This window comes from Bacillus sp. JCM 19034, from assembly GCF_001310635.1.
Taxonomy (GTDB): domain Bacteria; phylum Bacillota; class Bacilli; order Bacillales; family Bacillaceae_D; genus Halalkalibacter.
This window is the reverse complement of sequence record NZ_BAXR01000001.1, coordinates 484,877-509,856: the sequence shown is the minus strand read 5'-3', so window position 1 is coordinate 509,856 and position 24,980 is coordinate 484,877. Positions and strand designations below refer to the sequence as shown.

Sequence of the window (24,980 nt, the reverse complement as noted above, 5' to 3'; positions counted from 1 at the left end):
CAAATTAATAGAAGGTGCTTTTCAATTTATGTCATAGTATTCATACATGGAAGGGGATATAACATATTAACAAGATTTAGAGGTCACATATTGATTGCCCATGTAGTATAATAAAACTTATTTGCTTACTAGAATAATAAAATTTTGAAAAGGGGAGTTAAAATATTGACAAATCAACATTTGATGATAGTAGATGGCATGGCACTTTTATTTCGCTCTTTTTACGCAACTGCTGTGAACAATTATTTTATGATAAATAGTAAAGGTATTCCGACTAATGCACTCTTTGGACTTGTTAAGCATTTATTTGCTGCAAAGGAGCACTTTAACCCTACCCATATTATTTGTTGTTGGGATATGGAGGGACAAACCCATAGATCGAAAATATATCCTGAATACAAGGCAAATCGCGGTGAGGCTCCATTAGAACTATTACCCCAATTCAGTTTAGCAAAAGAACTTATTTCTGCACTAGATATCCCTAATGTTGGTATAAAAGGATACGAGGCTGACGATTGCATAGGCACGATCGTAGATGAAATTAGTAAGGATACGAAAATTACTGTAGTTACAGGTGATAAAGATTTATTGCAATTAATTAATGATCACACCTCTGTAGCTATAATGAAAAAGGGTATTGGAAATTATGATGTATTTACATTTGATAAATTTGTTCAAGAATATGGTATAGTACCGAATCAATTTAGCGATGTAAAAGCACTAATGGGTGATTCATCTGATAATTATCCAGGAGTAAAGGGAATAGGAGAAAAGACTGCAATCAAATTAATTAAAGAATTTAATTCAATCGATGGATTATTAGAGAATTTGGATAAATTAACAAATTCTCAAAGAAATAAGATAGAAACAGACTTAGAAAATTTAGATATTGCAAAAAGATTAGCAAAAATCGATAGTAACGTACCGATAAATTATGAATTGCAACAATCTGAGTTAAAAATAAAGAAGTCAAAAGCATTAGAAATGTTTGAAAATCTTGAGTTTAAAGGCTTAGATAAAATTATAAGTTAACAGTCAAAGTTGTATATATTACAAGAATAGGCCTAATGAAAAGGAGACAACCTTTTCATTAGGCCTATTTATATGAGCTTTAAGAACTATACGTATTCTCTTTGATCCACTTGTCTGAGGGTAGGAAAATGGAACATAAACCCAACAGAGGTATTGAAACGGTGAGAAGAATTGTTTTTTCCAACCCAATAATGTCAGCTAGCATCCCTAAAACAATTGAGCCTATTGCACCCATGCCAAATGCTAAACCAACTATTAGACCTGAAATGAGACCAATTTTTCCAGGGATTAATTCCTGTCCGTACACTACAGCTACAGAAAAGCTAGATAAAATGGTAAAACCTAGTAATGCAATTAAAGGATAAGCAATCAAAGGTGTGACGTGTGGTAATAGTAAACTTAATGGTGCTGATAATAGCATAGATAACAATAAGATTGTTTTCTTGCCAAAGCGGTCAGCTAAAGGCCCTCCTGCAAACGTCCCAATTGCTCCAAAAGCTAGAAATAAAAATAAATAAATTTGTGCTTGTTGAATGGAAATTCCGTATTGTTCAATGGCATAGAAAGCATAATAATTCGTTAATCCTGCGTGAAAAAGCGATCGTGCAAAAACAAAGAATAAAAGAAGGATCATTGCAGATGTAACTACTTTTTTTACTTGGATATTCTTCTTCGATTCAGTTTGTGTCCGTTTGTTAATCGTGCTGTTCTTTTTAAGAGTAATGCTTTTTGCATACCAATTTGCTATATAAAGTAATAACCCGATAGCCATTGCTGCGATTAATGTAAACCAAATCGAGCCAAATTGTCCTAATGGTACTAAAATAAATGCTGTAATTAAAGGAGCTAATGCCTGACCTGCATTTCCTCCAACTTGATAAATAGACTGTGCTAAGCCACGTTTATTTCCTGCTGCCATATAGGCCACTCTAGAGCCTTCAGGATGGAACGTCGCTGAACCAACACCGATTAGAATAACTGAAATAACGACAATGAGAAAGCTTGGTGCAAATGCTAATCCTAATACACCAAAAAAAGTAAAGGTTAGCCCGAGCGGCAGGGCATATGGTGAAGGTTTACGGTCAGTATATGTTCCAATAATTGGTTGGATGATAGAAGCTGTTACGTTGAGGGCGAAGGCAATCAACCCTAGCTCGGTAAAAGATAACCCCATTGATTTTTGTAATATGGGAAACATTGCTGGCACTAGTGCCTGAATGGCATCATTCAATAAATGAACAAACCCGATAATCAATAAAATATGATACATTGTTTTCGTTTCGTTTTTTGATTGTACGTTTGTTTGTTTTAATACGCTTGCTTGCATAATGTTCCTTCTCTCTATGAATCCTTTTTCCATTTTTGTTTTCAACATAAAAAAGCGATAACGATTGACACGACCAATACAAAATCCTCCAATGGCACAAGAGGAAAACAGTACATAAAAGCAAATGAAAAAGCGATTATGAAATGACGATTTATAAACCTGGTCAATAAATGTAAAAAAGCAGCTATCAATTGGTTGATATCGCTGATTAAAAGCTTCAAGTGTGTATAATACGGTTGCTAAAGGCAATAATAATATCTGATTCGTAAAAGTGAAAGAGAAACTGTAATGACAGTAGATGCTTGTTGTTTGGTTCCATTATAACGTTATACTTCAGGTAATTGAAGCCGGATTCTTATTATATAAAGAATGAATTTCTTGTTATTGTCTATAATAATTGGCGAAAGGAGGGATTTTCATGGCAAAACGTAATAAAAATAAAAACAACCAAGATCAACAACAGCAACAGTCGAATAATGTTGAGATGGCTCAAGAAACAGAGGCTCAAGATTTAAACGGTAAAGACAAAAAGAAGCGTAAGAAGAAACAATAACATACTTATATGATGAAGGGGTTGTCCTTAAAACTAAGGACAACCCTGAACTATTACATGGTAGCTTCTTTATGACCGGTGTTCATGCTCCGATATACTAGAAAGAGCTTCACCAGCTTCATTTACTAGCTGATCTTCAAGTGCAAGGTCTCCGATGGAAACCATCCCCACTAATTCGTTGTTCTCAACAATAGGTAACCGTCTTATTTGATGCTGGCTCATTATGCTAGCTGCTTCATGGACATCCGTGTTCGGGGTAACTGATTTTATATTTGTTGACATACATTCTTGAACAGGTATCGTGACGTCAGAGCCTCAGCGGTTGAACGAAGAGTAATATCGCGGTCAGTAATTATGCCAATTAGCTGCTTTCCTTGAACAACAGGAATCGAACCTATATCGTAATGCTTCATTAAATTTGCCGCTTCCTGTATAGATTGATTTGGTTCAATCGTGACGATGTTTGTTGACATACAATCTGAAATAGTATTCATCAATATCCCTCCTTCATAGTCAGTATGAGTCAAATATGATTTGTTATACATTTGCTAATAAGTAATAATATCCATTGTTGAATACTCATAGTTTTTACTTCAGTACACAAACTAGAGATAAGAAAGGGTGAGAAAATGAATTATTCAACTGATTCTAGAGGCACGATATTTTTCCCGATTATCGGTCGATTTAATTTTGGTGATAATGAATCAATAAAAAATGCACATGATACGTATGATGTCTATGTTGACGAGGAATTCATCGGTCAAAAACAACTATTGACAGAAAATGATGACATTAATGATGTGCTAGATTTTGTTGAAAAACAAGGTATTAATCATGTCCAAGCACATTTAAAAGGGGATCACTATATAATCGAGGCTAACAAAGAGGATTTAGAAAAGGTAAAAAGAGCAATATCCACTTATCTTGAAAATCGTTAGATAGAGTATAGTTGCTACTATGAAAAGGTTGTTTTAAAGGAAGGAATTCCTTTGATCCATCCTTTTTTTATTTGTTATACTTAAATGTATTTAGTAAGAAAACTATTAATTTACTCGAAAAAAGAAGATTTTTTAGAGAAAGGCTGTAACGATTTGAAACATTGAATCGTTTAATGAATGATTGCAAAGTTGAATGATGGGGGTAACAACGATGGAGGAACAGTTGTTGTTAAGGGCCAAAAACGGTGAGCAGGAAGCTTTTAGCCAACTTGTCGAAATGCACTTAAAAACCGTAGAGAAATTTGCCTTTCAAATTGGCGTTTTACCAACGGATATTGATGATGTAACACAAGAAGTGTTCTTAAAGGTGTATCGCTTTATTCATAAACACGACCGTGGTAAATTTACAACCTGGCTATATTCCGTAACGATGAACGTCGTACGTGATTTTTATCGTAAGGAACAACAAATGAAACGAAAAACAGTCGAATTTCAACGCTATGCAGAAAAGCAAACATACATTGAAGATTACTTTGATGAGGATTCCAAAGAATTACATGCTATGATTCAAAAGTTAGATGAACGCTATCGAATTCCTATTATTTTACACTATTTTCATGGGCTTCAATACCAGGAAATTGCCGATGTACTTGAGGTTACAGAAGGTGCTATTAAAACACGGATGCTTAGAGCGAAGCAAAAGTTAAAAGCGGAATATGAGAAAGAAGGTGTTCAACTATGAGCGATCCTTTAGTTAAGAAACTGAACCAACTAAAAAAACAGTATGATGATATGCCGACACAAACATCTGTAGAACGTATCATGACTCGGATAAAGGTAGAAGAAAAAGGAAATAGGCGTTATTTCTTCCCGAAAAATTTACGAATAGTAGCGTTGCTCATGATAATGGTTGGGATTGGCTATATTTTAGGGATGAATCAGCTTGCTAAAGATGAAGAGTTAACAGCTTTTGAAGAAATGGCTGAGGAAATGTATATTCATGAATCATCTGATGCTGCAAAGAGTGGATCTGAGGAAAGTGAGGAGATGGCTTTAGGAGATGAAGATAATATAATGTTTGAAATTGCTATCAATAATGCTAAAGAAGAAGTGATAAACGTCTTAGACGAAGAAGGAATGGAGACTGAGAAAACCGTTAAACGTTTAGATGCTGGCATTTTTTCAACGTTATATGATTCCAATTTTCATTATGTGAAAAAGCAATCATTAGATATAACGAGACATCAAGTATATTCACATTTAACTGGTGAAAATGAAGAACCGATTGTATTTGAATTGAGTTATTTTCACAATGGAGCTTATGCAGATTCTCTAGGAGATTATATTGAAAATTACGAACGGATATTAGAAAATGAGGGCTTTTCACAGTTTGAAGAAACTAATAATCTTACCGAGAAAGATTTAAATCTAAATGCTGATATGATATACGAATTTAAAGCAAAAGATGAGCCTTTTCAAACTTTTGTTGCCGTATTGAAGTTTAATGGAGAATATTATTTTTTACGTACGAGTGAATATGAACTATGAAGAAATAAATGGGGGGATCAATTATGAATTTCGTTTTATGGTAAATGAATTAACTTTTAGATAAAAAGTAAATTGAACGGTAAATCCGAATTTGAATAAGTTCGGATTTTTTATCTTGTCAATTTAAACCACTTTTTCACACATTAGAGAATGGTGGGTTGATCTCGTCTCTCGTGGATTTTAAATATAAGCGGGTCTGTTTACAGCCTCTAATTTTACCCCAATAGACTTTTGTAAAAAATATAGTGTTATTACGCCTCTTATCTGCATAGAATGTACAGGCAATGGTTGTCCATTCATTTGTAAGGAGGCGTACTATGAGTGTCTTTTTTAGTTATATCGTTTTAGGTTTATCTCTTGCAGCACCAATAGGGCCAGTGAATGCTGCTCAAATCGACCGAGGAATTAAAAGTGGTTTTTGGCATTCATGGTTAGTCGGGTTAGGTGCAACAATAGCAGATGCCATTTTTATGGCACTTGTTTATTTTGGAGTTGTTCGTTTTATTGAGATGCCGTACGTTCAATTATTTCTTTGGATATTTGGTTTCTTTCTTCTTGTTTATTTAGGAATAGAAAGCATTACGAGTGCAGGTAAAGTTATTGAACATAAAAGAAGCAGTGCTCAAGAATCGAAAATCAAATCCTTCTTTGCCGGTTTTTTTATGTCATTATTCAACCCACTTTCGATCTTGTTTTGGCTAGGAATATTCGGTTCAATATTAGCAAAAACGATAACAGTAAACGACACGTTTCATGTGATGCTATACTGTATGGCGATTTTTATCGGTATTACGATCTGGGATTTTACGATGGCGGTATTATCGAGTACAATGCGCCAACTGTTAACGAATAAATTCCTTTTTCTCATATCTATGATCTCTGGCTTTTCCTTAATTGGATTCGGCGTGTACTTTGGTTATCAAGCCTTATCAATTATATTTTTTTAAACAACGTTGAATCATCATCCGTACTCGTTTTTTTCCAGCGTGATCTCATGATTAACGTGACGAGTGCAATGATCACTAAAAAAGCAATGCTCAAGAAGAAACCAGGTCTACTCGTATGGTGGAACAACGTCCCACCTATTGCAGTCAAGATAAAAAGAGAACCTAAAATACGTTTAAATTGTTCTGAACCTTTTAAAGAAAGAATACGACCAAATGATGCAAGAATAAAGAGCCAATTATATAGAAGCATTAATCCAGCAGCAGTTGTGACAAATTCATAAATATTATCTGGCATTACAATTGATAAAACAATCGATACGATAATTCCACCTGTTGTTAATAATATCGCAGGAAGCTCTAATTTATTTTTCATTTTTTAGCAAAGAGCTTTGGTGCATCATGATCCTCTGCTAACGTAACAAGTATACGGATTACAGCAAAAAGAGATGCAACCATTGTTGAGAAACCAGCAATAATAAATACCCCTGTAAATAGATCTTGGACAAAGTTAATATTATACTGATTTAAAGCCGTTACAAAGGGGCTTTCATCAATGTTCATTTGCTTCCAATTGACTAAAATCATTGCCAAACTTAATGAAAGAATATAGATGATAATGAGTAATAATAGCATCACTTTTCCAGACTTCGGAGCTTCCTTCATATCACGTAAACGGATAGCGAGTAAACTCATGATTTCAATACCACCGAAGCCGTAAAAACCAAAAATAAGAGCAGGTAATAAACCGGTTATACCATTTGGAAAAAGAGACGGAAGCGTTCGTGGGATTGGATTCGGATTTGCATTAGCTCCAAAGATACCAAACAAAGCTAATATAGCTAATATAATAAACATTAAAATCGCAGCTGCTTTTAAAACAGCAAGCAAATTTTCTACACGATCAAACCCTTTTGGGCCTATTAAGATGACAAGTAATGCTAATCCAGCATATATGGAAGCAAACACCCAAATTTGAATGTTCGGAAACCAAAATTGCGTGAAAATTGAAATGGCTGTTAATTGACTTCCGATAATTAACATTTCTGAAGCCCAATACACCCAGCCACTGCTAAAACCAGCCCAACGTCCATAAGCATTTTTTGCATACGTTCGAAATGCACCTTTTTGTGGGTTATCAATCATTAATTTTGAAAGTGCTTCATATACACAATAAGTGCCAATTGCTGCCAGTATATAAGCGAGTAAGGCAGATGGACCAGCCAAATTAATAGCAATGCTAGATCCAAGGAAAAATCCTGTTCCAATTGTGCACGCCACTCCTAATAATGAAAGTTGCCACCATGATAACGGTTTATCGGTTGTCGATGCCATCTTCTTGTCCTCCTCTTTTAGCACTTATATTGTTTGAAGGAGGAAGAAGGTTTATGTATCCAGAAATTTCAAATTGTTATACTTAAAATAAAAACTACAACCGTCAGAAAGGTGACGATTGTAATTGAATGGATGAAAACGTTAGAATTCAGTGGATTCAGTTTCTTCTCTTCGAATTGGTAATGTACAGCATCTAAATGAGCCACCAGATTTAATGATCTCCGTAATATCGACCTCAATAACGTTATATCCTCGTTCACGCAAGACCTTATTCACTTCTTTGTTAACAGGAAGGCTAAACAATGTTTTATTGCCGACGGATAATACGTTTGTCCCTAATGTAAATTGTTCCTCATCGGAAACTTCAATTAATTGATATCGTTCGCTAAGGAGCTCATATTCCTTTTTTGTAAAGGCTTTTGGGTAGCAAAGGGCTTCTGTAGGTGAAATGATATTAAATACACAGTCAAGATGTAAATATTTCTCAGTAAAAGGAACTGCAATCACTTCATAGTCAGGTAATATCTTTTGCAAATGGCGAATGGCGTTTTCATTCGTCCTGTTACTAATTCCAACAAATAATGTTTTACCATCAATGATTACATCTCCGCCTTCAATCATATCGCCAAGTAAGTTGTAATAAGATATCTTTTGATCTTGTAACCAAGACTTTAATAAGTCTTCTTCACCTTGTCTAATTTTGTGAGACATTTCGGCAACGAAAATAATCGGTCCAACTGTGAAGCCGATATCTCTAGTAAACACTTGTTCAGGAAATAGGTGAATTGGTGGAAGTAATATGACCTCGATATTCTGCTTTTTAGTTGTTTGACAAACTCTTTATGTTGTCTAATTGCTAATTCAATATGAATTCCCTCATCAATAAACTTTTTTTGAGTTTCATTAATAATGTCGCGAATGCTCATATATTTTGGCTCACATAGAACAACCGTATGTAATGGTGCGTACTCGGTTTGGCAGTAAGGTAATGCTGGTTTTCGATTGAAAATCGACATGTACAATCCTCCTAAGATTTGTCGTATTTATAATATAACCGATTATCAATGAAATCATGAGACAAAACATCGATACATATAATTAGTACAAAATTGTTATTGAAGGGGGATCTTATGCAAATATATGTCATCCAACCTGGTGATACGTTATGGAATATTGCACAAGAATACCAGTCATCTGTTGAGGATATTGTCGATGCAAATGGATTATTTGATTCAAATCAGATAACAGTCGGTCAAGCAATCGTAATTCCGATAGTAGGACAATTTTATTTCGTTCAACCAGGCGATAGTTTATGGTCGATTAGTAATCGGTATCAAATTGACTACCAAGTATTAGCCGAAGTGAATCAGCTTTCAACTCAACAGCCATTACAAGTTGGGATGAGGTTATATATTCCAGAAGGATCGAAACAAGAAATTGAGTCAAATGCTTATATAGAGCCATTAGGAGATACCGTTAGTGAAACGCTGTTAGAAAATGCAAGAAATGTTGGTCGGTATTTAACGTATTTAGCTCCTTTCAGCTATGAAGCTCGTCGCGATGGGACATTAGATCCACAACCCCTTAATGGAATACCAGAGATTGCAAGCGAGACAGGTTCATCTTTAATGATGGTGATAACAAATCTTGAAGGTGGACAATTTAGTGGTGAGTTAGCAGCTGAAATATTGCAAAGTGAAGAGACTCAAGATACACTACTTAATCAAATACTTGAAGAGGCTACTCGCGTTGGTTATAGAGATATCCATTTTGATTTTGAATTTTTACCGAGTGATCAACGTGAAGCTTACAATCAATTTCTAAGAAAAGCTGCCGAAAGAATACATGAGCAGGGATTACTTATTTCAACAGCGTTAGCTCCTAAAACAAGAGCAGATCAACCTGGTCAATGGTATGAAGCTCATGATTATCGTACCCACGGTGAAATTGTTGACTTCGTTGTGTTGATGACATATGAGTGGGGATATTCAGGAGGCCCGCCAATGGCTGTATCACCAATTGGTCCAGTCGAGGAGGTTGTTCAGTACGCATTAACAGAAATGCCGAGTGAAAAAATCATGTTAGGACAAAATTTATATGGTTATGACTGGACATTGCCCTTTGAGCCAGGAGGGGAGTATGCAGAAGCACTAAGTCCACAAGAAGCTGTACGTAGAGCTGGAGAATACCAGGTGCCAATTCAGTATGATAGTGAATCACAAGCTCCCTTTTTCAATATGTAGATGAAGAAGGTAGAGAGCATGAGGTTTGGTTTGAGGATCCTAGATCGATCCAAGCTAAATTTGATTTAATAGAAAGGCTGCAGTTACGTGGCATTAGCTATTGGAAATTAGGCTTAGCTTTTCCGCAAAATTGGCTCTTGTTAGCGAATCAATTTCATATAGTAAAGCGGTAATTGTGTGTTAAAATACTCATATATTTTATTATATTGAGGAGAATTGCACGAGTGTATACAATTAAATCTTTAAACATTGGCAAAATTGAGACATTAGAGAAAAAACGAGAGCAAGTAATAAAGTCAGGTATTATGAAACAGCCGATCGACAATAAAAACGTGTATTTATCAAAAATATCTCTTGAAGGTGACGAGCAAGCGGATTTAGTAAATCATGGAGGAGTGGATAAAGCAGTTTGTATTTATCCAACGGAACATTTATCATACTGGGAACAAAGATATAATAAATCGTTTAATTATGGAGCTTTCGGTGAAAATGTTTCGATTGCTGGATTAACAGAGAACATCGTTTGCATTGGTGATCAGTTTTCTTGGGGAGAAGCGTTAATTGAAATAAGTCAACCAAGAAGTCCTTGCTTTAAAGTTGCTCTAAAACATCAAGTAAAACAACTACCATTGCATATTCAAGAGACTGGTTATTCTGGTTACTATGTTCGCGTTATAAAGGAAGGCTATGTATCTGTAAATGAGCCTTTTAAACTACATAAAAAAGGTACAGATATTTCAATTGCGTATGTGAACGAATTGACATATAGCAAAAAGGTTGCACATAAACAAATAAAGGATCTATTAGTCGTACCAGCATTATCAAACGCTTGGAAAAAAACGCTAGAAAAGAAGCTGAAGTAAAACGTAATAAAGTTATGTTAACTAAACCTTGAGAAAAAAAGAGGTTGGGCCAAAAGTATTTTAATAAATGAGAAAGCGAATAAATACAGAGTGGAGCATATTCACCGCTCCTGAAATACACTTCGCTTTCCGCGGGAAGCTGGTGAGCCTCCTCGTGCTGCGCACTGTGGGGTCTCACCTTTACTTTTCATCCCGCAGGAGTCTACGTATATTTCATCCGCTACGTTACTAAATTGTTCGGATGCTCAGCTAAACACTTTTGTTATGTCCCAGCCACTTGTGCTATTAAAGCTTATTTATATAGTTTACTTCCCACTTTTTTGAACTCTTCTGCTTTTTCCTTCATCCCTTGTTCAATGGCTTCAGAAGTATTTAAATCATTTTTCTCGGCGTACTGTCTAATATCATGTGAAATTCTCATACTGCAAAATTTAGGACCGCACATTGAGCAAAAATGGGCCGTTTTCGCTCCTTCTGCTGGCAATGTTTCATCGTGATATTCTAATGCTCGTTCTGGATCAAGTGATAAGTGGAATTGATCTCGCCAACGAAATTCAAAACGAGCTTTTGACAGTGCATCATCACGTTTTTGGGCATTTGGATGGCCTTTTGCTAAGTCGGCAGCATGAGCGGCAATTTTGTATGCAATAACTCCCTCTCTTACATCATCTTTATTAGGTAAGCCGAGATGCTCCTTTGGTGTCACATAACAAAGCATAGCAGTACCATACCAACCAATCATAGCCGCTCCAATTGCTGAGGTAATGTGATCATAACCTGGTGCGATATCGGTCGTTAATGGTCCTAACGTATAAAAAGGAGCCTCTTGGCACGTTTCTAATTGTTTATCCATGTTTTCTTTTATTAAGTGCATCGGAACATGACCTGGTCCTTCTACCATCACTTGAACATCATGTTCCCATGCTATTTTTGTTAATTCACCTAGTGTATCTAATTCTGCAAATTGAGCTTCGTCATTAGCATCGGCAATCGATCCAGGACGTAATCCATCACCTAATGAAAAGGCGATATCATATGCTTTCATAATTTCACAAATCTCTTCAAAATGTGTATATAAAAAGTTTTCCTTATGATGGTATAAACACCACTGTGCCATGATTGAGCCCCCACGGGAAACGATCCCGGTTACTCTGTTCGCTGTAAGTGGAACATAACGAAGGAGGACGCCAGCATGAATGGTGAAGTATGATACACCTTGTTCTGCTTGTTCAATTAATGTATCACGATAAATGTTCCAAGTTAAATGCTCTGCAATTCCTTTTACTTTTTCAAGTGCTTGATAGAGTGGTACAGTACCAACAGGAACAGGGGAATTACGGATAATCCACTCACGAGTAGTGTGGATATTTTTCCCTGTAGATAAATCCATAATCGTATCGGCACCCCAACGCGTCGCCCAAGTCATTTTTTCGACCTCTTCCTCTATTGAGGATGAAACCGAGGAATTACCTATATTTGCATTGATTTTCACATGAAAATTTCTACCGATAATCATCGGTTCGCTTTCTGGATGATTAATGTTTGCTGGAATAATTGCCCGCCCTTCGGCGACCTCGTTGCGAACAAATTCTGGAGTTAACCCTTCTCGGATCGCAATGTATTCCATTTCAGGTGTGATAATTCCTTTTTTTGCGTAATGTAGCTGTGTAACATTTTCTCCTTTTTTTGCTTTTTAAAACTTTCTTTGATTTCTTTGGATATGTATTTAATGGACGATCTGTTTCCTTACGTCCATCATCTTCTGGCTTTACTTCTCGTCCATCGACGTATTCTACATTTCCTCTCTCTAAAATCCAATCTTTTCTAATAGGAGCTAATCCTTTATTAATATCAACATGATAGTTTCATCAGTATATGGTCCACTTGCATCATATACTCGTAAAGGCTCGTTTGATTTTTCGTATGCTTCTGTCAAGGTCGGAGAAAGGCTAATTTCTCGCATCGGGACTTGGATGTCCGGTCTGCTACCTTGGACATATACTTTCTTACTTCCTGGTAAAGTAGACTTGATTGAAATAGATTGTTCGTTTAATGAATGAGTCATCGAATCTCTCCTTAAATAAATAGATTTATCATAATGAGACCGTTGGAACAATCAACGAAAGAAAAAAGCTGAGTTCATCAAAAAAGATGGACCCAGCTCATACGCAATTAATAATATACGTACTGTATTAGCTAACTTCCCTACGCTGGCATGATCCAGATCAGGTCCCAAGGGTCAAAGAACTTCAAAGCGTTCTCCTCTCAGCCCAACTCATTGGACTCCCCTAGTTATGACATATTTAATTCTATTCAATAGTAACACATTGGGAGAATATTGGAAAGGGTTTTATAAAACATATAGGTTTACTAGTATTTTTGTCGAATTATACAGAAAAAAATAATTTGAATATGGTAATTCGCTCTTTTATTCGTTATGATAAGAAAATAGAAACAAAGGAGGGCTCTTGATGCAGGCTAAACAAATTCGATTTATTTTAAGCATTACAATTGGATTAGCTGTTATTTTATTATTAGTCCTTTTATTTAAAGTGTATGGAGTTATTCAAGATACAAAAGCGAGTACGAAGTTTGAACATACAAAGGTTGCGATTATAACGTCTGACTGTCTTGGAGATCAAAGCTGGGGAAGCTTAGCTTATAAAGGTAAATTAAAAATAGAAGAGCGATTTCCAGTATCTGTTGTACTATTTGATGAAGTTGATGAACAAAATGAGCGAATGATTACTGAAACGATCGTACAAGCTGCTGAGTGGGGGCTGAGATTGTGATTGGTCACGGACGTGAATTTTCAACCCCGTTTTCCAATGTAGCACTATGGTATGAAGACGTTCATTTTGTGACCATACAAGGAGAAGCTACAGTTGCAAATCAAACCGCGTATACGTTCAACCAAGGCGAGGCAGATTATTTTGCCGCATTGGCAGCAGCACTAAAAACAAAATCAAATAAAATTGCGATATTGGATTCTTTCTATATTAAAGAAAGAAAAAATGAATTTGAGCTTGCTTTACAATACTATTTACCAGAAGCTATATTATATCATGAGTCGGTTAACAGTCGTGTTGACAGCGAAAAAGCAATTGAACTCATGGACAGGTTATTGGATAAGGGTGTAGATGTTGTTTACACACGAGGAAATGCTTATAATTCTGATATTATCCATATGGCTAAAACTAAAGGATTTTACGTTATCGGCTATTTAGAGGATCAAGCTATCTAGCTCCTAATCATGTTTTGACAAGTGTACTGCACAATATTCCGCAAGTCTATGAATCCATTATGGAAGATTATTATAGTGAGGAGGGCATACCTGCTGGGGATATTATACTATCGCATGAGGAATTTGTCACAGAGCTATCACCTTTTGGTACAATGTTTACACAAAAAGAGATTGATTTTATTCTTCATGAAATGGAACGTTATGAAAGAGGAGATTTGGTTTTTTAAATTGAGGAGAGGTTGTAATGGATAATTGGTTAAACCGAATGACATTTAGGACAAAAATATTATCTGCTCTTCTCATCATTACATTAGTTTTAAGTAGCTTATCGCTACTTCTAGTACAGTTTATTAAAGATGTCAATCAAGTTAGTATTGATTTACGAGATCAAGATGTACCAACAGTCATACTGTTAAGTCAATGGGAGAGGGAACTGGCAGCTAAGAGGCAATTAATCAAAGACGTTCTTGCGAATGGTACTTGCTGTGATATTGTTGACCACTATAATTCTATTGAATTTGATGAAGAAGAAGAAATAAATCATTTCACAACACCTGAACAGCTTCGAACATTATCGCGTGAAATGCATTTACTTGATTTTCTAATACATAATGAATTACAAGGGTTTATCAACTATGACGATACAAAATCTGCGGAACGTTTCTTGGAAGAAGTGTATTTGACGGAGCTGAATGAATTACAAACCAAAGTTGAGCAGCAACAAACGGAAAATTACCATGAATTACAAAATAAATCCTATGAATTTACTAATATTATTGAAACGGCATTAGCTTTATTAACGGTCGTTACAATCATTGTTGTTATTATATCGATTTATTTGTCCTACCGGATTAGTAATGGGCTAACTTCACCAATTGAACTACTCATAAAGAAAGTAAATAGGATTGCTTACGGACAATATGGCTTAACGTTTAAAACGAAAAATCAACAAGTTGAATTAGAGGCCTTAACTCATTCAATAAATCGAATGTCAATAAAATTGAAGGAGTCATTTGAAACAATTATAAATGATAAGCAATATAGGGAACAAATTGTTAACTCTCTACCTATTGGAATGGTAATAATTGATTATAAATCTAACCAATTGGTCTTAAACAAGGCAGCACATGGTTTATTGGGGCAGGTTGCCGAAACCTTAACCGATGTTACTTCGATTCCAATTGAATCAGAAAATAATGAATTCTGGGAGATTTTACGATCCGAACAGCTGTGCCAAAATGTTAAGGTTGTATATAAGCAGGAAGAAAAGGATCTATTTTTTCTTGTTTCGCAATCCAATTTGCGAGATGTGGAAGGGTGTGCAATTGGTCGGATCTTCCAATTTATAGATATAACTGAAACAGAAAAGTTAGAAAATCGCATACACCAGTCTGAAAAGCTAGCACTAGTTGGTGAAATGGCTGCAGGGGCTGCCCATGAGATCCGAAACCCTTTAACGGTTATTCACGGTTTTTTATTAATAATGAGTCAATCTCTATCTAAAGAGCAGCACGATTATTACCGTATGCCGCTATTAATGAAAGAAATAGAGCGAATTAATTTTATCATTGAAGAAATGCTTTTACTCGCAAAGCCAAGTGCACCACATTTTAAAACATGCTATCTGGAAGAAGTGGTAAACGAGATTATCCCATTAATGAAGCAATCACCAGATACGGAGCAAATTGAGATCACTGTACAATTAGATCCGGTTCCTTTAGCATTAGATGCAAAGCAAATAAAACAAGTTTTTTACAACTTAATCCGAAACAGTAGTGAAGCTATGGAGTATAGTGGCAATATTCATATCTACTCAAAAGTTGGGGATGATTATGAAGTATATATTGTTGATGAAGGAGCTGGAATACCGCAGGAAAAACAAGGTGATATTTTTGAGCCTTTTTCAACATTAAAAGAAAGCGGGACGGGTTTAGGGTTAACAATTGTTAAACGCATCATTGAAAATCATCACGGGGATATTACATTATGGTCTAGCTCAGATGAAGGAACGACCTTTCTCATTCGTTTACCAATAAAAGGAGGATAAGGAGCCTAAATAAGCTCCTTATCCTCCTTTGTGCTTAAATGTAGTATTTGCCGAAGAAATTCTTGATTATAACCGGTAACAGTATGTACGCGAGCTTTATCTAATGGAATTGTTTGTTGACAACTTTTTTTAAGGCATTCAACTGTTTGCTGCCCTTTTTCGATTAAATATTTGTTACGTTGTTTACATTGCGGGCAAGTAGCACTAATTAAAAAAATGGTTGCTCCTTTGGAAAAAGCACCGCTAGTAACATCCTTCGTATCATATGACAGCTCTTTATATAAAAGGGTATTTGTTGCTGCTCTGCCGGTACGTTTAATGATTGTTTCAAGTTTAAGGAATGGTTTTTGGTTTTTTGTTGGTTTTCGTTTGACTGTTATTTTGTCAAATTCATCAATTTCTAATAAACCGTAGCCTTTAGGGAGTTCTTCTAATGCTAGCAAATTCTCAGGTGTAAGTAGATAGCAGTAATGTGCTAAATGGTGGTAACCATACTCACTATATAATGTTTCATCCCGTAGAAAGTCTTGCCGACTTGTTTTCACTTCAATTATGCGAACTTCTTTACGTTTCATATTAATCCCAACTGCATCAGCGATTACACGTTTTCTACGGACAAAGAGCTTCACCTCATTTGCACATAAGTCAGTCATTTTTTCTTTAAGCCAATAAAGTGATTCTTTTTTTAAATGTTTATGAAGATGACTTTCCATATAAAACCCTCTCTGTTTGTCTTTGTTCTAACAATTGCTTTATTAGCTGTGATCATTATAGAATGGAAGTTAGTAATAAAACTTTTCGTGTTCTCTTTGTATCATAGATTAGTAAGAAGGACAACTATTAAGATGTTCTAATTTTGAAAACGTAATCATATGTAAAGGGGACAACTATAAGCAACGTTAGAACAACGAAAAATATAAAAATGGGAGAGATACAAATGGATGTATCGTTTATTCAAGACTTAGCAAAAAAGGTCAAGAGCAACATTCAAAGGGTGGTGGTTGGAAAGGATGAAATCATAGACCAATTGTTAGTAGCGATGATTTCATCAGGTCATGTACTCTTAGAGGATGTCCCTGGCATGGGGAAAACAATGCTTGCTAAATCAATAGCAAAATCACTATCGTGCACCTTTAACAGAATTCAGTTTACTCCGGATTTATTGCCAGCTGACGTTACAGGATTAAATTTTTATAGTCAAAAGGAGCATGATTTCACTTTTCGTAAAGGGCCGATCTTTGCGAATATCGTTTTAGCTGATGAAGTGAATCGGGCGACGCCAAGAACGCAATCTAGTTTACTAGAATGTATGGAAGAAAAGCAAGTAACAATAGATGGAGAAACGAAAGCTCTACAATTACCTTTTATGATTATTGCTACGCAAAACCCGATTGAAAGTCAAGGAACCTTTCCTTTACCGGAAGCACAGCTAGATCGTTTCTTAATGAAATTAGATTTAGGTTATCCATCAAAGGAAGAAGGAATTGAGATTTTAAAGCGTTTCAAGGAAGGAAATCCAGTCGAAACACTCTACCTGTTGCCGAAATTGAGGATATTATGAAAGCACAAAAAATGTACACTTCTGTCTATGTACATGATGATCTCTATGAATATATCATTCAAATTGTTGAAGAAACTCGTAACCATCCTAACATCGAACTAGGTATTAGTCCAAGAGGGAGCCAAGCACTATTAAGAGCTGTACAAGCTTATGCAGCTGTTAAAGGACGTACATATGCGACACCAGATGATATAAAAGCAATGTTACAGCCGGTCGTTGCTCACAGGCTTGTCCTGTCACATGCTGCTAAATTTAAGAGAAATGAAACGAGAAAAATTTTAGAAGAAGTGCTTGCAAATGTTGCCGTACCAACAGAATCTATGGAAAAAGGAATGACAACATTATGAGCATCGCATGGCTCATTTTCATAACGGTGATATTCTTTTTTCTTCAAGGAGTTATATATGTAAGATGGGGATTAGCTAAAATTGATTATCATCGTACATTTAGTCAAGCAACAGCATACGTAGGTGAAGAAATTGAATTGATTGATGAGATAGCCAATAAGAAGCTTTTACCTGTACCATGGGTTCGGCTAGAATCAAAAATTAATAAAAATTTGCAGTTTGGACAAGTAGAAGGAACGAGCCGAGGTGAAATGCATCGAACGTTATTTAGTTTAATGCCATATCAAAAAATTAAACGGCGACAAAAAGTATTATGCACGAAAAGAGGCTATTACCAATTTGAAACGGTTTCGATGTCAACGGGTGATGCGATTGGATTTGATGAAGCGTTTAAAACGGTACATTCATCAGCTGCGGTTACAGTATTTCCAAAGATTAGGGAGAAAGAGGATATTCCTTTACCAGCACAGAGCTGGGTAGGGGAGATCATGGTGAAACGTTGGATTATTGAAGATCCTTTTTTAGTAGCTGGTGTCCGTGAATATTCTACAAGTGATCCGATGCACACGATTAATTGGAAGGCGACAGCTAGAACAGGAAAAATGCAAGTTAATCAATATGACTATACCGCAGATCTTTGTCTGATGATTTATGTGAACTTTGATCAGACAGAAGATAAATGGAGACCGATTGTTAACGAGGATACAATTGAAAGGGCGTTATCATATGCTGCTTCTATTGCCCATTATTCGATCGATCAAGGTATTGCAACAGGATTTGGCTGTAATTCTTATTTAGTGACCAATCGTGATAAAAAAGAATCCATTCGCATAACGCCAGGAAACGGTCATAGCCACTTAACATTCATGTTAGATCATATGGCAAAAGCTCATACCGATATTAGTTCATTGTTTTATGAGTTTTTAGAGGAAGATGTTACCCGCCAACGAGAAAAAACTGATTTTCTTATTATTACAAACGTCATAACTGAAAAAGTAAAACATCATATTACCATTCTTGAGAAACAGGGTCACAGTGTTGAAACGCTCTTATTAGAAGATGACAGGGGAGCAGGTGATGTGTATGCATCGTAAAAGACATCTGCAAATAGTCATGGTTGGTATACTTGAGTACTTACTGCTTTTTCCTCTCTTGTTAACGATTGCCTTACTTGCATTAAATGAGGATATACGTTCATTGTGGCTATTTACATTACCATTTGTTTTTGCTCTTGCTTATTTTATTTCGACACTCATTACAAGTAATAAAAGAATAGTATCGGTTATGACGATAACGATCATGAGTTTGATTATCGGAGGATTATTTTGCATTTTCACATCAATATCGTTCTTTCTATGGCCGATCTTTATTTGTATTTACACTTTTATTATGTTTCGTGCATTCGCTTATCGTGAATACGATATTGATGATCTATTTAAAGTTCATTACTTTTGGACAGTGGCATTACCTTGCTATTTTGTTGGTTATTTCTTTTATGAGCACATCGAACAGCTAAACCAATATCGCGATCATTTTCAGGTAGCAGGTATACTAACACTTTTGGTCACATTATTTATTTCTAATCATTCAATGCTCAGAAGGGCAACCTATTCTAAGGAGAAAAGTCCTGTAATAGGGAGATCGTTAACGCTTCAAAATCGTCTATTTATGGTAGGAACGATAGTATTGCTTTTTCTATTGGCGAATCTAGGTTTCGTACGGGATGTGTTGATTTTTATAAGAAATGCAGTCGGTCGTGTTGTTCTATTTTTGCAACATTATTCAGTACCGATAAATCCAATGTTATTAACGATAGCCCACAAGTCCAACAGCCTGCTTTTCCACAAATAGAACCAACGGAACCGTCATTACTTGGCCAATTGCTAGATAAGTTCGCTTCCTATCTCGGTTTGTTTCTAGCTTGTGTCCTTCTACTAGTCGCTATCTTACTAATTTTTCGAAAGCTAAAATCATTTCTTTCACGAGCAATTGATTATTTGAAAACATTAGTCAACCGTCTCCTGCCAGGTGACGACCGTACAGATGGGGTGAACATTTATATTGATGAAAAGGAAAGTTTACTTAATGTTAAAAGTTGGTTTAAAAACAAGGCAAACAATGTAATACAATTTGTAACAACTGTTTCAGAAAGACGTATAAAGTGGTCCTTATTAACAAATAGTGAAAAAGTCAGGTATATTTACCGTGAAATGGTTATGGGTCAAATAAAACGCGGGTTCGTTTATCGTAAAGATTTAACGGCACATGAAGTATTATCAAAAATCAAAATGAAACAAACAGAGGATAGTCAATCGCTTCAGAAATTGGATCAACTCTATAATGCTGCTCGTTATAGTGACAAACCAATTGAAGAACGTAAGGTAATGGAAGTTGAAAAGATAGGAATGAAACAATAAAATCGAAATTTTTTTAAAATTGTCATGTTCATGATAAAATAAGAACGAAAATATGGTAGAATAAAAAAATGTTAAGAAAGAGGAGTGGTAGAGATGAGTAAGCAACAAATTGGTGTGATTGGTCTTGCTGTAATGGGACGCAATCTAGCCTAAACATTGAAAGTAGAGGATATTCTGTCTCTGTTTATAACAGATCTTCTGATAAAACAGAACAAATGCTAAAGGAAGCAGCTGGGAAAAATGTTGTTGGTACATATAGCATTGAGGAATTTGTTCAGTCACTAGAAACACCTCGTAAAATTATGCTAATGGTTAAAGCGGGTTTTGCTACTGATGCAACAATCGAGCAATTGTTACCACATTTAGATAAAGGTGATGTTCTAATTGATGGTGGTAATACGTTCTTTGAAGACACTCGTCGTCGTAATAAAGATTTGGCTGAATCAGGTATTCATTTCATTGGAACGGGTGTTTCAGGTGGAGAAGAAGGAGCTCTAAAAGGACCATCTATTATGCCTGGAGGTCAAAAAGAAGCATATGAGCTAGTAGCTCCGATTTTTGAAGCTATTTCTGCAAAAGTTGGTGATGATGCGTGTACAACGTATATTGGACCAGATGGAGCAGGACATTATGTGAAGATGGTTCATAATGGAATTGAATATGGTGATATGCAATTAATTTGTGAATCGTATCATTTAATGAAAAATGTATTAGGGTTAAGTGCCAAGGAGCTTCATGAAACCTTTAGCGAATGGAATGAAGGCGAGCTTGACAGCTATTTAATTGAAATTACGAAGGATATTTTCACAAAAGTGGATGATGAAACAGGAAAGCCGCTTGTGGATCTTATTTTAGATACAGCCGGTCAAAAAGGAACGGGTAAATGGACAAGCCAAAGTTCATTAGATTTAGGTGTACCGCTTTCAGTTATCACTGAATCTGTATTTTCACGTTTCATTTCTGCAATGAAGGATGAACGCGTAAAAGCAAGCCAAATTTTAAATGGACCAAACACAACATTTGATGGAGATAAAGCGGAATTTATTGAAAAGATCCGTAAAGCTCTTTACTTAAGTAAAATTGTTTCATATGCACAAGGCTTTGCCCAAATGAAAGTAGCTTCTGAAGAGTACGACTGGAATTTAAACCTTGGAGATATTTCAATGATTTTCCGTGGCGGTTGTATCATTCGTGCTCGTTTCTTGCAAAACATTAAAGAGGCATATGACCGTGATCCGAACTTAACAAATCTATTGCTTGATCCGTATTTCAAAGAAATCGTTGAAAAGTATCAAGAGGCAGCACGTGAGGTTGTTGCTACGGCTATAACATTAGGAATTCCTGTACCAGGATTATCAAGTGCCTTAGCTTATTACGATAGTTACCGTTCTGCTGTACTACCAGCAAACTTACTTCAGGCTCAACGCGATTATTTTGGTGCACACACGTATCAACGTGTTGATAAAGAAGGCGTATTCCATACAAACTGGATGGAATAATGTTCGAAAATACGAGAAAGCTGTTCTAAAGGAGTTGCCCTTTGGAACAGCTTTTTTTGATTTAAAATGAATGTTCTGTTAATAAACTAACATCTACATCAAATTCATGTTCAGGCTCGTTGAGAGGGAAAATTCGTGCTGTTTCATTTTGCTCGTCTACATGCTGAATATAAATTTGTTGGTCTAAATAGGTAACATGCTTCATTTCAGGCAACTCGGAAATTTCTTTAGCACGAAAAACATTCATGAACAAAACTCCTTTCTAAAATGACTGTTTCAACTGTATTTTCCCTAATCGTAAAACGTCTTATTCCGTTTAATTGCGAATGATAATGTAAATGAGGTAGGAGATATAGGATAATGATAAAATGAGACCTTCTGTTTTTCCTATCGTATAGCTTGTCCGAGAAAATATAAATAACATTAAAGTTAAAATGAGTAGTGCAATGATATCAATGGTGATTATCGATACAACGGTTAATGGAGTAATAACAGATGACAATCCTAACACAAAGAAAACATTAAAAATAGAGCTTCCGACGACGTTACCTAAAGCCATTTCACTATGTTTTTTCATCGCTGCAGCAATAGATGTGACAAGCTCAGGTAAAGACGAGCCGATGGCAACGATTGTCAATCCAACAAGTGTTTCACTCATACCGAACTGATAGGCGATTGTTGTACTTGTTTCAACGACTAAATATCCGCCAATAATAATGGCAATCAAACCTAAAATGGAGTAAACAATACTTTTTTTCAAAGAATAGACGGATTCAACTGCTGTTTCAATAGAATCATTTCGGCTATTTTTTGCAGCTTCAATAACGTAATACATAAAAATAGAAAAAAACAAAAGCAATATGACACCATCACTACGCGTAATGAGGTAAAGAAAATCGTCTGAAGTAGATTCAAACAAAAGGGCTAACAATACAACGGCAGAGAGAAAGGCAAAAGGAATCTCTTTTCGAATCGATACAGATTGAACCTTTAATGGGTAAATAACCGCTGTTAGTCCAACTACAAATGATAAATTTAAAATATTACTTCCAACTATATTACCGATCGTAACATCTGCATTACCTTCCAAGGCTGCAATAATACTAACCGTTGCTTCTGGTGCACCTGTTCCGAATGCTACTATCGTTAAACCAATAATAAGCGGAGATATTTTATAAATGCTTGCAATTGAAGCTGAGCCATCGACGAACCAGTCCGCTCCTTTAATTAACAACAGGAAACCAATAATCAACAATAAATAGGTCATTAGATTTTTCACATCCTATAATAATTTCACGTACCGTATTACATAACTATTGTAAATCAATATCATCTGAGGAAAAGAGCGAAATCGTCATTTGTCCACCAGATACGAAACTTCGTATTAATATAGGTTGATTATAATTATTTTGAAATGAGAAATCTGGACCATACCAACTAACTGTAGCATCTCGTCCGGGAGGGACGTAAGGGACTTGTTTACTATGGCTATAACGCTGAATAACTTTTAAATGGGCGAGATCAACTGCATTAAATAATGTTGATGACACTTGACATATCCCTCCACCAACTCCTTCAGACAACTCACCCCGTATGATAATAGGAGCTGGCAAATACCCACGTTCAATCGTGCGTTTACCTACAGTAGTATTAAATGAAAAAACCTCACCTGGAAATAGCACAACATTATTTATAGATTCTGCCGCTAATTTTATATTATGAGTTCTTTTTTGTGTTTTTGATTAAAATAAGTTGTAAAAGAACTGAGCTGATTTGTTTTTATATGAGCAAGTAATTCAAGATCAACTTTTGGATGAGTAACGATAAGAGGTGCTTTTATATTCGTCATTGATTGATTATAGAAATACTCCAAAATGTATTGAGTCATAAGCTGTTGATTTAAACTATACCTTGTTCTTCGGCAATCATAGCACCGTTTTTCCCTATCCTCGCATTTTTTGCCGGCTTTCTTACTTGCACGTCAATAGATCTAAGCATTTCATCGACTTGTTGATCATTTATGACTGAATCACCTAATAATGGATTCTGTAATGATTGATGATCAATAGAATAGATCAATTCTTCATCATGATAGATCATAAAGGGTTCTTCAGTTGCTGGTGATGAGATTAAAAAGGACAATAAAACGAAAATTAGCATTTTTTTAATACCTCCTGACGTTAGTATGTGTCAAATGAATTATTTCTATTGTTAGCTATTCATTTTTTGGGAATGGTAAAAATAAGTGATTGAGGAGGAATGATAATGAACGATCAAACGAATCAACGAATTGAGCTACATGGTTTTAATAATTTAACGAAAACATTAAGTTTTAATATGTATGACATATGCTATACAGAAACGAAAAAAGAAAGGGAAGCTTATATCGAATATATTGATCAAGAGTATAACGCTGACCGCTTACAACATATATTAACAAATGTCACTGATATGATTGGTGCTCATATTTTAAATATAGCTAAGCAAGATTATGTACCTCAAGGATCGAGTGTAACGATACTCGTATCAGAAGGTCCTGTTGTCGAAGTTCCGGTTGATTCAAATAATGACCATATCCCAATGCCTGATTCTGTTGTTATGCAATTGGATAAAAGTCATATTACAGTTCATACGTACCCGGAGTACCATCCATATGAAGGAATTAGTACATTTCGAGCCGATATCGATGTTTCAACATGTGGGGAGATATCACCTTTGAAGGCGTTGCCATATCTCATTCATTCTTTTGAAACAGATATTATGGCGATTGACTATCGAGTACGTGGGTTTACGAGAGATGTAAATGGCCATAAATTATACATTGATCATGACATAGATTCTATTCAAGATTACCTTCCTGACAAAATAAAAGCGGCATATGACATGTATGATGCGAACGTACCTAAGGAGCAAATTTATTATACAAAGTGTCGGATTCGGAATTTCGATATAGCAGATTATTTGTTTAGGCCTAATAAAGGATTAACCGAAAAGGAAAAAGGCGACATTGAAGCAAAAGTGAAAAATGAAATGGATGAAATATTTTATGGAAAGGAAAAAACTGAATAATTAACGACTTGCT

General features: G+C 35.6%; 23 protein-coding genes, 6 pseudogenes and 1 riboswitch. Of the genes and pseudogenes, 19 read left to right on the top strand and 10 right to left on the bottom strand.

Annotated features, from left to right (window positions below; genetic code table 11):
- The first annotated feature begins 165 nt into the window (after positions 1–165).
- A complete protein-coding gene (locus tag JCM19034_RS02670) occupies positions 166–1,032 on the top strand; it encodes a 5'-3' exonuclease (protein ID WP_062047041.1) in 867 nt (288 codons plus the stop codon).
- A gap of 79 nt (positions 1,033–1,111) precedes the next feature.
- Here the strand turns inward: JCM19034_RS02670 and JCM19034_RS02665 are convergent, their stop codons facing one another.
- Positions 1,112–2,359, bottom strand: coding sequence for an MFS transporter (locus JCM19034_RS02665; protein WP_062047347.1), 1,248 nt, complete (start codon positions 2,357–2,359; stop codon positions 1,112–1,114).
- Positions 2,360–2,777: 418 nt separating this feature from the next.
- On the opposite strand from JCM19034_RS02665, the gene JCM19034_RS23890 reads away from it, so the two are divergent.
- A complete protein-coding gene (locus JCM19034_RS23890; protein ID WP_269431650.1) occupies positions 2,778–2,912 on the top strand; it encodes a hypothetical protein in 135 nt (44 codons plus the stop codon).
- A gap of 69 nt (positions 2,913–2,981) precedes the next feature.
- On the opposite strand, the pseudogene JCM19034_RS02660 reads toward JCM19034_RS23890, so the two are convergent.
- A pseudogene (locus JCM19034_RS02660) lies at positions 2,982–3,406 on the bottom strand (CBS domain-containing protein).
- Positions 3,407–3,541: 135 nt separating this feature from the next.
- Between JCM19034_RS02660 and JCM19034_RS02655 the strand changes: the two are divergent.
- From JCM19034_RS02655 to JCM19034_RS02640, 4 genes are all read left to right on the top strand, one after another.
- Positions 3,542–3,850 carry a hypothetical protein gene (locus JCM19034_RS02655; RefSeq protein WP_062047039.1) on the top strand — a complete coding sequence of 103 codons (309 nt, stop codon included), beginning with the start codon at positions 3,542–3,544 and terminating at the stop codon, positions 3,848–3,850.
- 211 nt (positions 3,851–4,061) lie between these two features.
- Positions 4,062–4,592 carry an RNA polymerase sigma factor gene (locus JCM19034_RS02650; RefSeq protein ID WP_062047037.1) on the top strand — a complete coding sequence of 177 codons (531 nt, stop codon included), beginning with the start codon at positions 4,062–4,064 and terminating at the stop codon, positions 4,590–4,592.
- Positions 4,589–5,398, top strand: coding sequence for a hypothetical protein (locus JCM19034_RS02645; RefSeq protein ID WP_062047035.1), 810 nt, complete (start codon positions 4,589–4,591; stop codon positions 5,396–5,398). Before JCM19034_RS02650 ends, JCM19034_RS02645 begins: the two co-directional genes overlap by 4 nt.
- A 317-nt stretch (positions 5,399–5,715) precedes the next feature.
- Complete coding sequence (locus tag JCM19034_RS02640; protein WP_062047032.1) at positions 5,716–6,345, top strand: LysE family transporter; 630 nt, start codon at positions 5,716–5,718, stop codon at positions 6,343–6,345.
- On the opposite strand, the pseudogene JCM19034_RS02635 reads toward JCM19034_RS02640, so the two are convergent.
- A pseudogene (locus tag JCM19034_RS02635) lies at positions 6,332–7,677 on the bottom strand (amino acid permease). The gene JCM19034_RS02640 and the pseudogene JCM19034_RS02635 overlap by 14 nt on opposite strands.
- 141 nt (positions 7,678–7,818) lie before the next feature.
- A pseudogene (locus JCM19034_RS02630) lies at positions 7,819–8,693 on the bottom strand (dimethylarginine dimethylaminohydrolase family protein).
- Between the two features lie 114 nt (positions 8,694–8,807).
- Between JCM19034_RS02630 and JCM19034_RS02625 the strand changes: the two are divergent.
- Both JCM19034_RS02625 and JCM19034_RS02620 read left to right on the top strand, forming a co-directional pair.
- A pseudogene (locus tag JCM19034_RS02625) lies at positions 8,808–10,093 on the top strand (glycoside hydrolase family 18 protein).
- A gap of 51 nt (positions 10,094–10,144) precedes the next feature.
- Positions 10,145–10,783 (top strand): MOSC domain-containing protein, encoded by a 639-nt coding sequence (locus JCM19034_RS02620; RefSeq protein WP_062047030.1) that lies wholly within the window; start codon positions 10,145–10,147, stop codon positions 10,781–10,783.
- Between the two features lie 292 nt (positions 10,784–11,075).
- Here JCM19034_RS02620 and thiC read toward each other — a convergent pair.
- Positions 11,076–12,848, bottom strand: a pseudogene (thiC, locus tag JCM19034_RS02615) (phosphomethylpyrimidine synthase ThiC).
- Positions 12,849–12,968: 120 nt separating this feature from the next.
- A riboswitch (TPP riboswitch) is annotated at positions 12,969–13,083 on the bottom strand.
- Between the two features lie 171 nt (positions 13,084–13,254).
- Here thiC and JCM19034_RS02610 point away from each other — a divergent pair.
- From JCM19034_RS02610 to JCM19034_RS02595, 4 genes are read left to right on the top strand one after another with little or no spacing between them, the layout of a single operon-like run.
- Positions 13,255–13,575 (top strand): hypothetical protein, encoded by a 321-nt coding sequence (locus tag JCM19034_RS02610; RefSeq protein WP_062047028.1) that lies wholly within the window; start codon positions 13,255–13,257, stop codon positions 13,573–13,575.
- On the top strand, positions 13,572–14,027 hold the full coding sequence (locus tag JCM19034_RS02605; protein ID WP_062047026.1) for a BMP family ABC transporter substrate-binding protein: 456 nt from the start codon (positions 13,572–13,574) through the stop codon (positions 14,025–14,027). The genes JCM19034_RS02610 and JCM19034_RS02605 overlap by 4 nt, the downstream gene beginning before the upstream one ends.
- Positions 14,028–14,086: 59 nt before the next feature.
- The gene (locus JCM19034_RS02600) at positions 14,087–14,254 is read left to right on the top strand and encodes a hypothetical protein (RefSeq protein WP_156323850.1); all 168 of its coding nucleotides are present in this window, start codon (positions 14,087–14,089) and stop codon (positions 14,252–14,254) included.
- Positions 14,255–14,271: 17 nt separating this feature from the next.
- Entirely contained in the window at positions 14,272–16,074 is a 1,803-nt protein-coding gene (locus tag JCM19034_RS02595; RefSeq protein ID WP_062047022.1) for a PAS domain-containing sensor histidine kinase, read from the top strand.
- 5 nt (positions 16,075–16,079) lie between these two features.
- Here JCM19034_RS02595 and JCM19034_RS02590 read toward each other — a convergent pair whose 3' ends face one another.
- The gene (locus JCM19034_RS02590) at positions 16,080–16,787 is read right to left on the bottom strand and encodes an MmcB family DNA repair protein (RefSeq protein WP_062047021.1); all 708 of its coding nucleotides are present in this window, start codon (positions 16,785–16,787) and stop codon (positions 16,080–16,082) included.
- A gap of 224 nt (positions 16,788–17,011) precedes the next feature.
- Between JCM19034_RS02590 and JCM19034_RS24495 the strand changes: the two genes are divergently transcribed.
- The 6 genes and pseudogenes from JCM19034_RS24495 (at position 17,012) to gndA (ending at position 21,898) form a co-directional block, all read left to right on the top strand.
- On the top strand, positions 17,012–17,635 hold the full coding sequence (locus JCM19034_RS24495) for an AAA family ATPase (RefSeq protein ID WP_370621779.1): 624 nt from the start codon (positions 17,012–17,014) through the stop codon (positions 17,633–17,635).
- Entirely contained in the window at positions 17,632–17,982 is a 351-nt protein-coding gene (locus JCM19034_RS24490) for an AAA family ATPase (RefSeq protein WP_370621778.1), read from the top strand. Before JCM19034_RS24495 ends, JCM19034_RS24490 begins: the two co-directional genes overlap by 4 nt.
- On the top strand, positions 17,979–19,076 hold the full coding sequence (locus tag JCM19034_RS02580) for a DUF58 domain-containing protein (protein WP_062047019.1): 1,098 nt from the start codon (positions 17,979–17,981) through the stop codon (positions 19,074–19,076). Before JCM19034_RS24490 ends, JCM19034_RS02580 begins: the two co-directional genes overlap by 4 nt.
- On the top strand, positions 19,066–19,833 hold the full coding sequence (locus JCM19034_RS02575) for a hypothetical protein (protein ID WP_062047017.1): 768 nt from the start codon (positions 19,066–19,068) through the stop codon (positions 19,831–19,833). The genes JCM19034_RS02580 and JCM19034_RS02575 overlap by 11 nt, the downstream gene beginning before the upstream one ends.
- 146 nt (positions 19,834–19,979) lie before the next feature.
- On the top strand, positions 19,980–20,399 hold the full coding sequence (locus JCM19034_RS02570; protein ID WP_062047015.1) for a DUF4129 domain-containing protein: 420 nt from the start codon (positions 19,980–19,982) through the stop codon (positions 20,397–20,399).
- A gap of 93 nt (positions 20,400–20,492) precedes the next feature.
- Positions 20,493–21,898, top strand: a pseudogene (gene gndA / locus JCM19034_RS02565) (NADP-dependent phosphogluconate dehydrogenase).
- 61 nt (positions 21,899–21,959) lie between these two features.
- Here gndA and JCM19034_RS02560 read toward each other — a convergent pair.
- The 4 genes from JCM19034_RS02560 to JCM19034_RS02545 form a co-directional block, all read right to left on the bottom strand.
- Positions 21,960–22,145 (bottom strand): H-type small acid-soluble spore protein, encoded by a 186-nt coding sequence (locus tag JCM19034_RS02560; RefSeq protein WP_062047013.1) that lies wholly within the window; start codon positions 22,143–22,145, stop codon positions 21,960–21,962.
- Between the two features lie 69 nt (positions 22,146–22,214).
- Positions 22,215–23,165: a calcium/sodium antiporter gene (locus tag JCM19034_RS02555; protein WP_062047011.1), complete on the bottom strand. Its 951-nt coding sequence runs from the start codon at positions 23,163–23,165 to the stop codon at positions 22,215–22,217.
- 46 nt (positions 23,166–23,211) lie between these two features.
- Positions 23,212–23,580, bottom strand: coding sequence for a VanW family protein (locus tag JCM19034_RS20765; RefSeq protein WP_062047010.1), 369 nt, complete (start codon positions 23,578–23,580; stop codon positions 23,212–23,214).
- 217 nt (positions 23,581–23,797) lie between these two features.
- Positions 23,798–24,058 carry a hypothetical protein gene (locus JCM19034_RS02545; protein ID WP_062047009.1) on the bottom strand — a complete coding sequence of 87 codons (261 nt, stop codon included), beginning with the start codon at positions 24,056–24,058 and terminating at the stop codon, positions 23,798–23,800.
- Positions 24,059–24,163: 105 nt separating this feature from the next.
- Here JCM19034_RS02545 and speD point away from each other — a divergent pair, with 105 nt between their 5' ends.
- On the top strand, positions 24,164–24,967 hold the full coding sequence (speD, locus tag JCM19034_RS02540; RefSeq protein WP_062047008.1) for an adenosylmethionine decarboxylase: 804 nt from the start codon (positions 24,164–24,166) through the stop codon (positions 24,965–24,967).
- Positions 24,968–24,980: the final 13 nt, after the last annotated feature.

What these genes read in the sequence shown, in the direction of transcription:
- JCM19034_RS02665 (WP_062047347.1), bottom strand. Translation starts at nt 2,359, where the DNA reads ATGCAAGCAAGCGTATTAAAACAAACAAACGTACAATCAAAAAACGAA.
- JCM19034_RS23890 (WP_269431650.1), top strand. Translation starts at nt 2,778, where the DNA reads ATGGCAAAACGTAATAAAAATAAAAACAACCAAGATCAACAACAGCAA.
- JCM19034_RS02655 (WP_062047039.1), top strand. Translation starts at nt 3,542, where the DNA reads ATGAATTATTCAACTGATTCTAGAGGCACGATATTTTTCCCGATTATC.
- JCM19034_RS02650 (WP_062047037.1), top strand. Translation starts at nt 4,062, where the DNA reads ATGGAGGAACAGTTGTTGTTAAGGGCCAAAAACGGTGAGCAGGAAGCT.
- JCM19034_RS02645 (WP_062047035.1), top strand. Translation starts at nt 4,589, where the DNA reads ATGAGCGATCCTTTAGTTAAGAAACTGAACCAACTAAAAAAACAGTAT.
- JCM19034_RS02640 (WP_062047032.1), top strand. Translation starts at nt 5,716, where the DNA reads ATGAGTGTCTTTTTTAGTTATATCGTTTTAGGTTTATCTCTTGCAGCA.
- JCM19034_RS02610 (WP_062047028.1), top strand. Translation starts at nt 13,255, where the DNA reads ATGCAGGCTAAACAAATTCGATTTATTTTAAGCATTACAATTGGATTA.
- JCM19034_RS02600 (WP_156323850.1), top strand. Translation starts at nt 14,087, where the DNA reads ATGGAAGATTATTATAGTGAGGAGGGCATACCTGCTGGGGATATTATA.
- JCM19034_RS02595 (WP_062047022.1), top strand. Translation starts at nt 14,272, where the DNA reads ATGGATAATTGGTTAAACCGAATGACATTTAGGACAAAAATATTATCT.
- JCM19034_RS02590 (WP_062047021.1), bottom strand. Translation starts at nt 16,787, where the DNA reads ATGGAAAGTCATCTTCATAAACATTTAAAAAAAGAATCACTTTATTGG.
- JCM19034_RS24495 (WP_370621779.1), top strand. Translation starts at nt 17,012, where the DNA reads ATGGATGTATCGTTTATTCAAGACTTAGCAAAAAAGGTCAAGAGCAAC.
- JCM19034_RS24490 (WP_370621778.1), top strand. Translation starts at nt 17,632, where the DNA reads ATGAAAGCACAAAAAATGTACACTTCTGTCTATGTACATGATGATCTC.
- JCM19034_RS02580 (WP_062047019.1), top strand. Translation starts at nt 17,979, where the DNA reads ATGAGCATCGCATGGCTCATTTTCATAACGGTGATATTCTTTTTTCTT.
- JCM19034_RS02575 (WP_062047017.1), top strand. Translation starts at nt 19,066, where the DNA reads ATGCATCGTAAAAGACATCTGCAAATAGTCATGGTTGGTATACTTGAG.
- JCM19034_RS02560 (WP_062047013.1), bottom strand. Translation starts at nt 22,145, where the DNA reads ATGAATGTTTTTCGTGCTAAAGAAATTTCCGAGTTGCCTGAAATGAAG.
- JCM19034_RS02555 (WP_062047011.1), bottom strand. Translation starts at nt 23,165, where the DNA reads ATGACCTATTTATTGTTGATTATTGGTTTCCTGTTGTTAATTAAAGGA.
- JCM19034_RS02545 (WP_062047009.1), bottom strand. Translation starts at nt 24,058, where the DNA reads ATGCTAATTTTCGTTTTATTGTCCTTTTTAATCTCATCACCAGCAACT.
- speD (WP_062047008.1), top strand. Translation starts at nt 24,164, where the DNA reads ATGAACGATCAAACGAATCAACGAATTGAGCTACATGGTTTTAATAAT.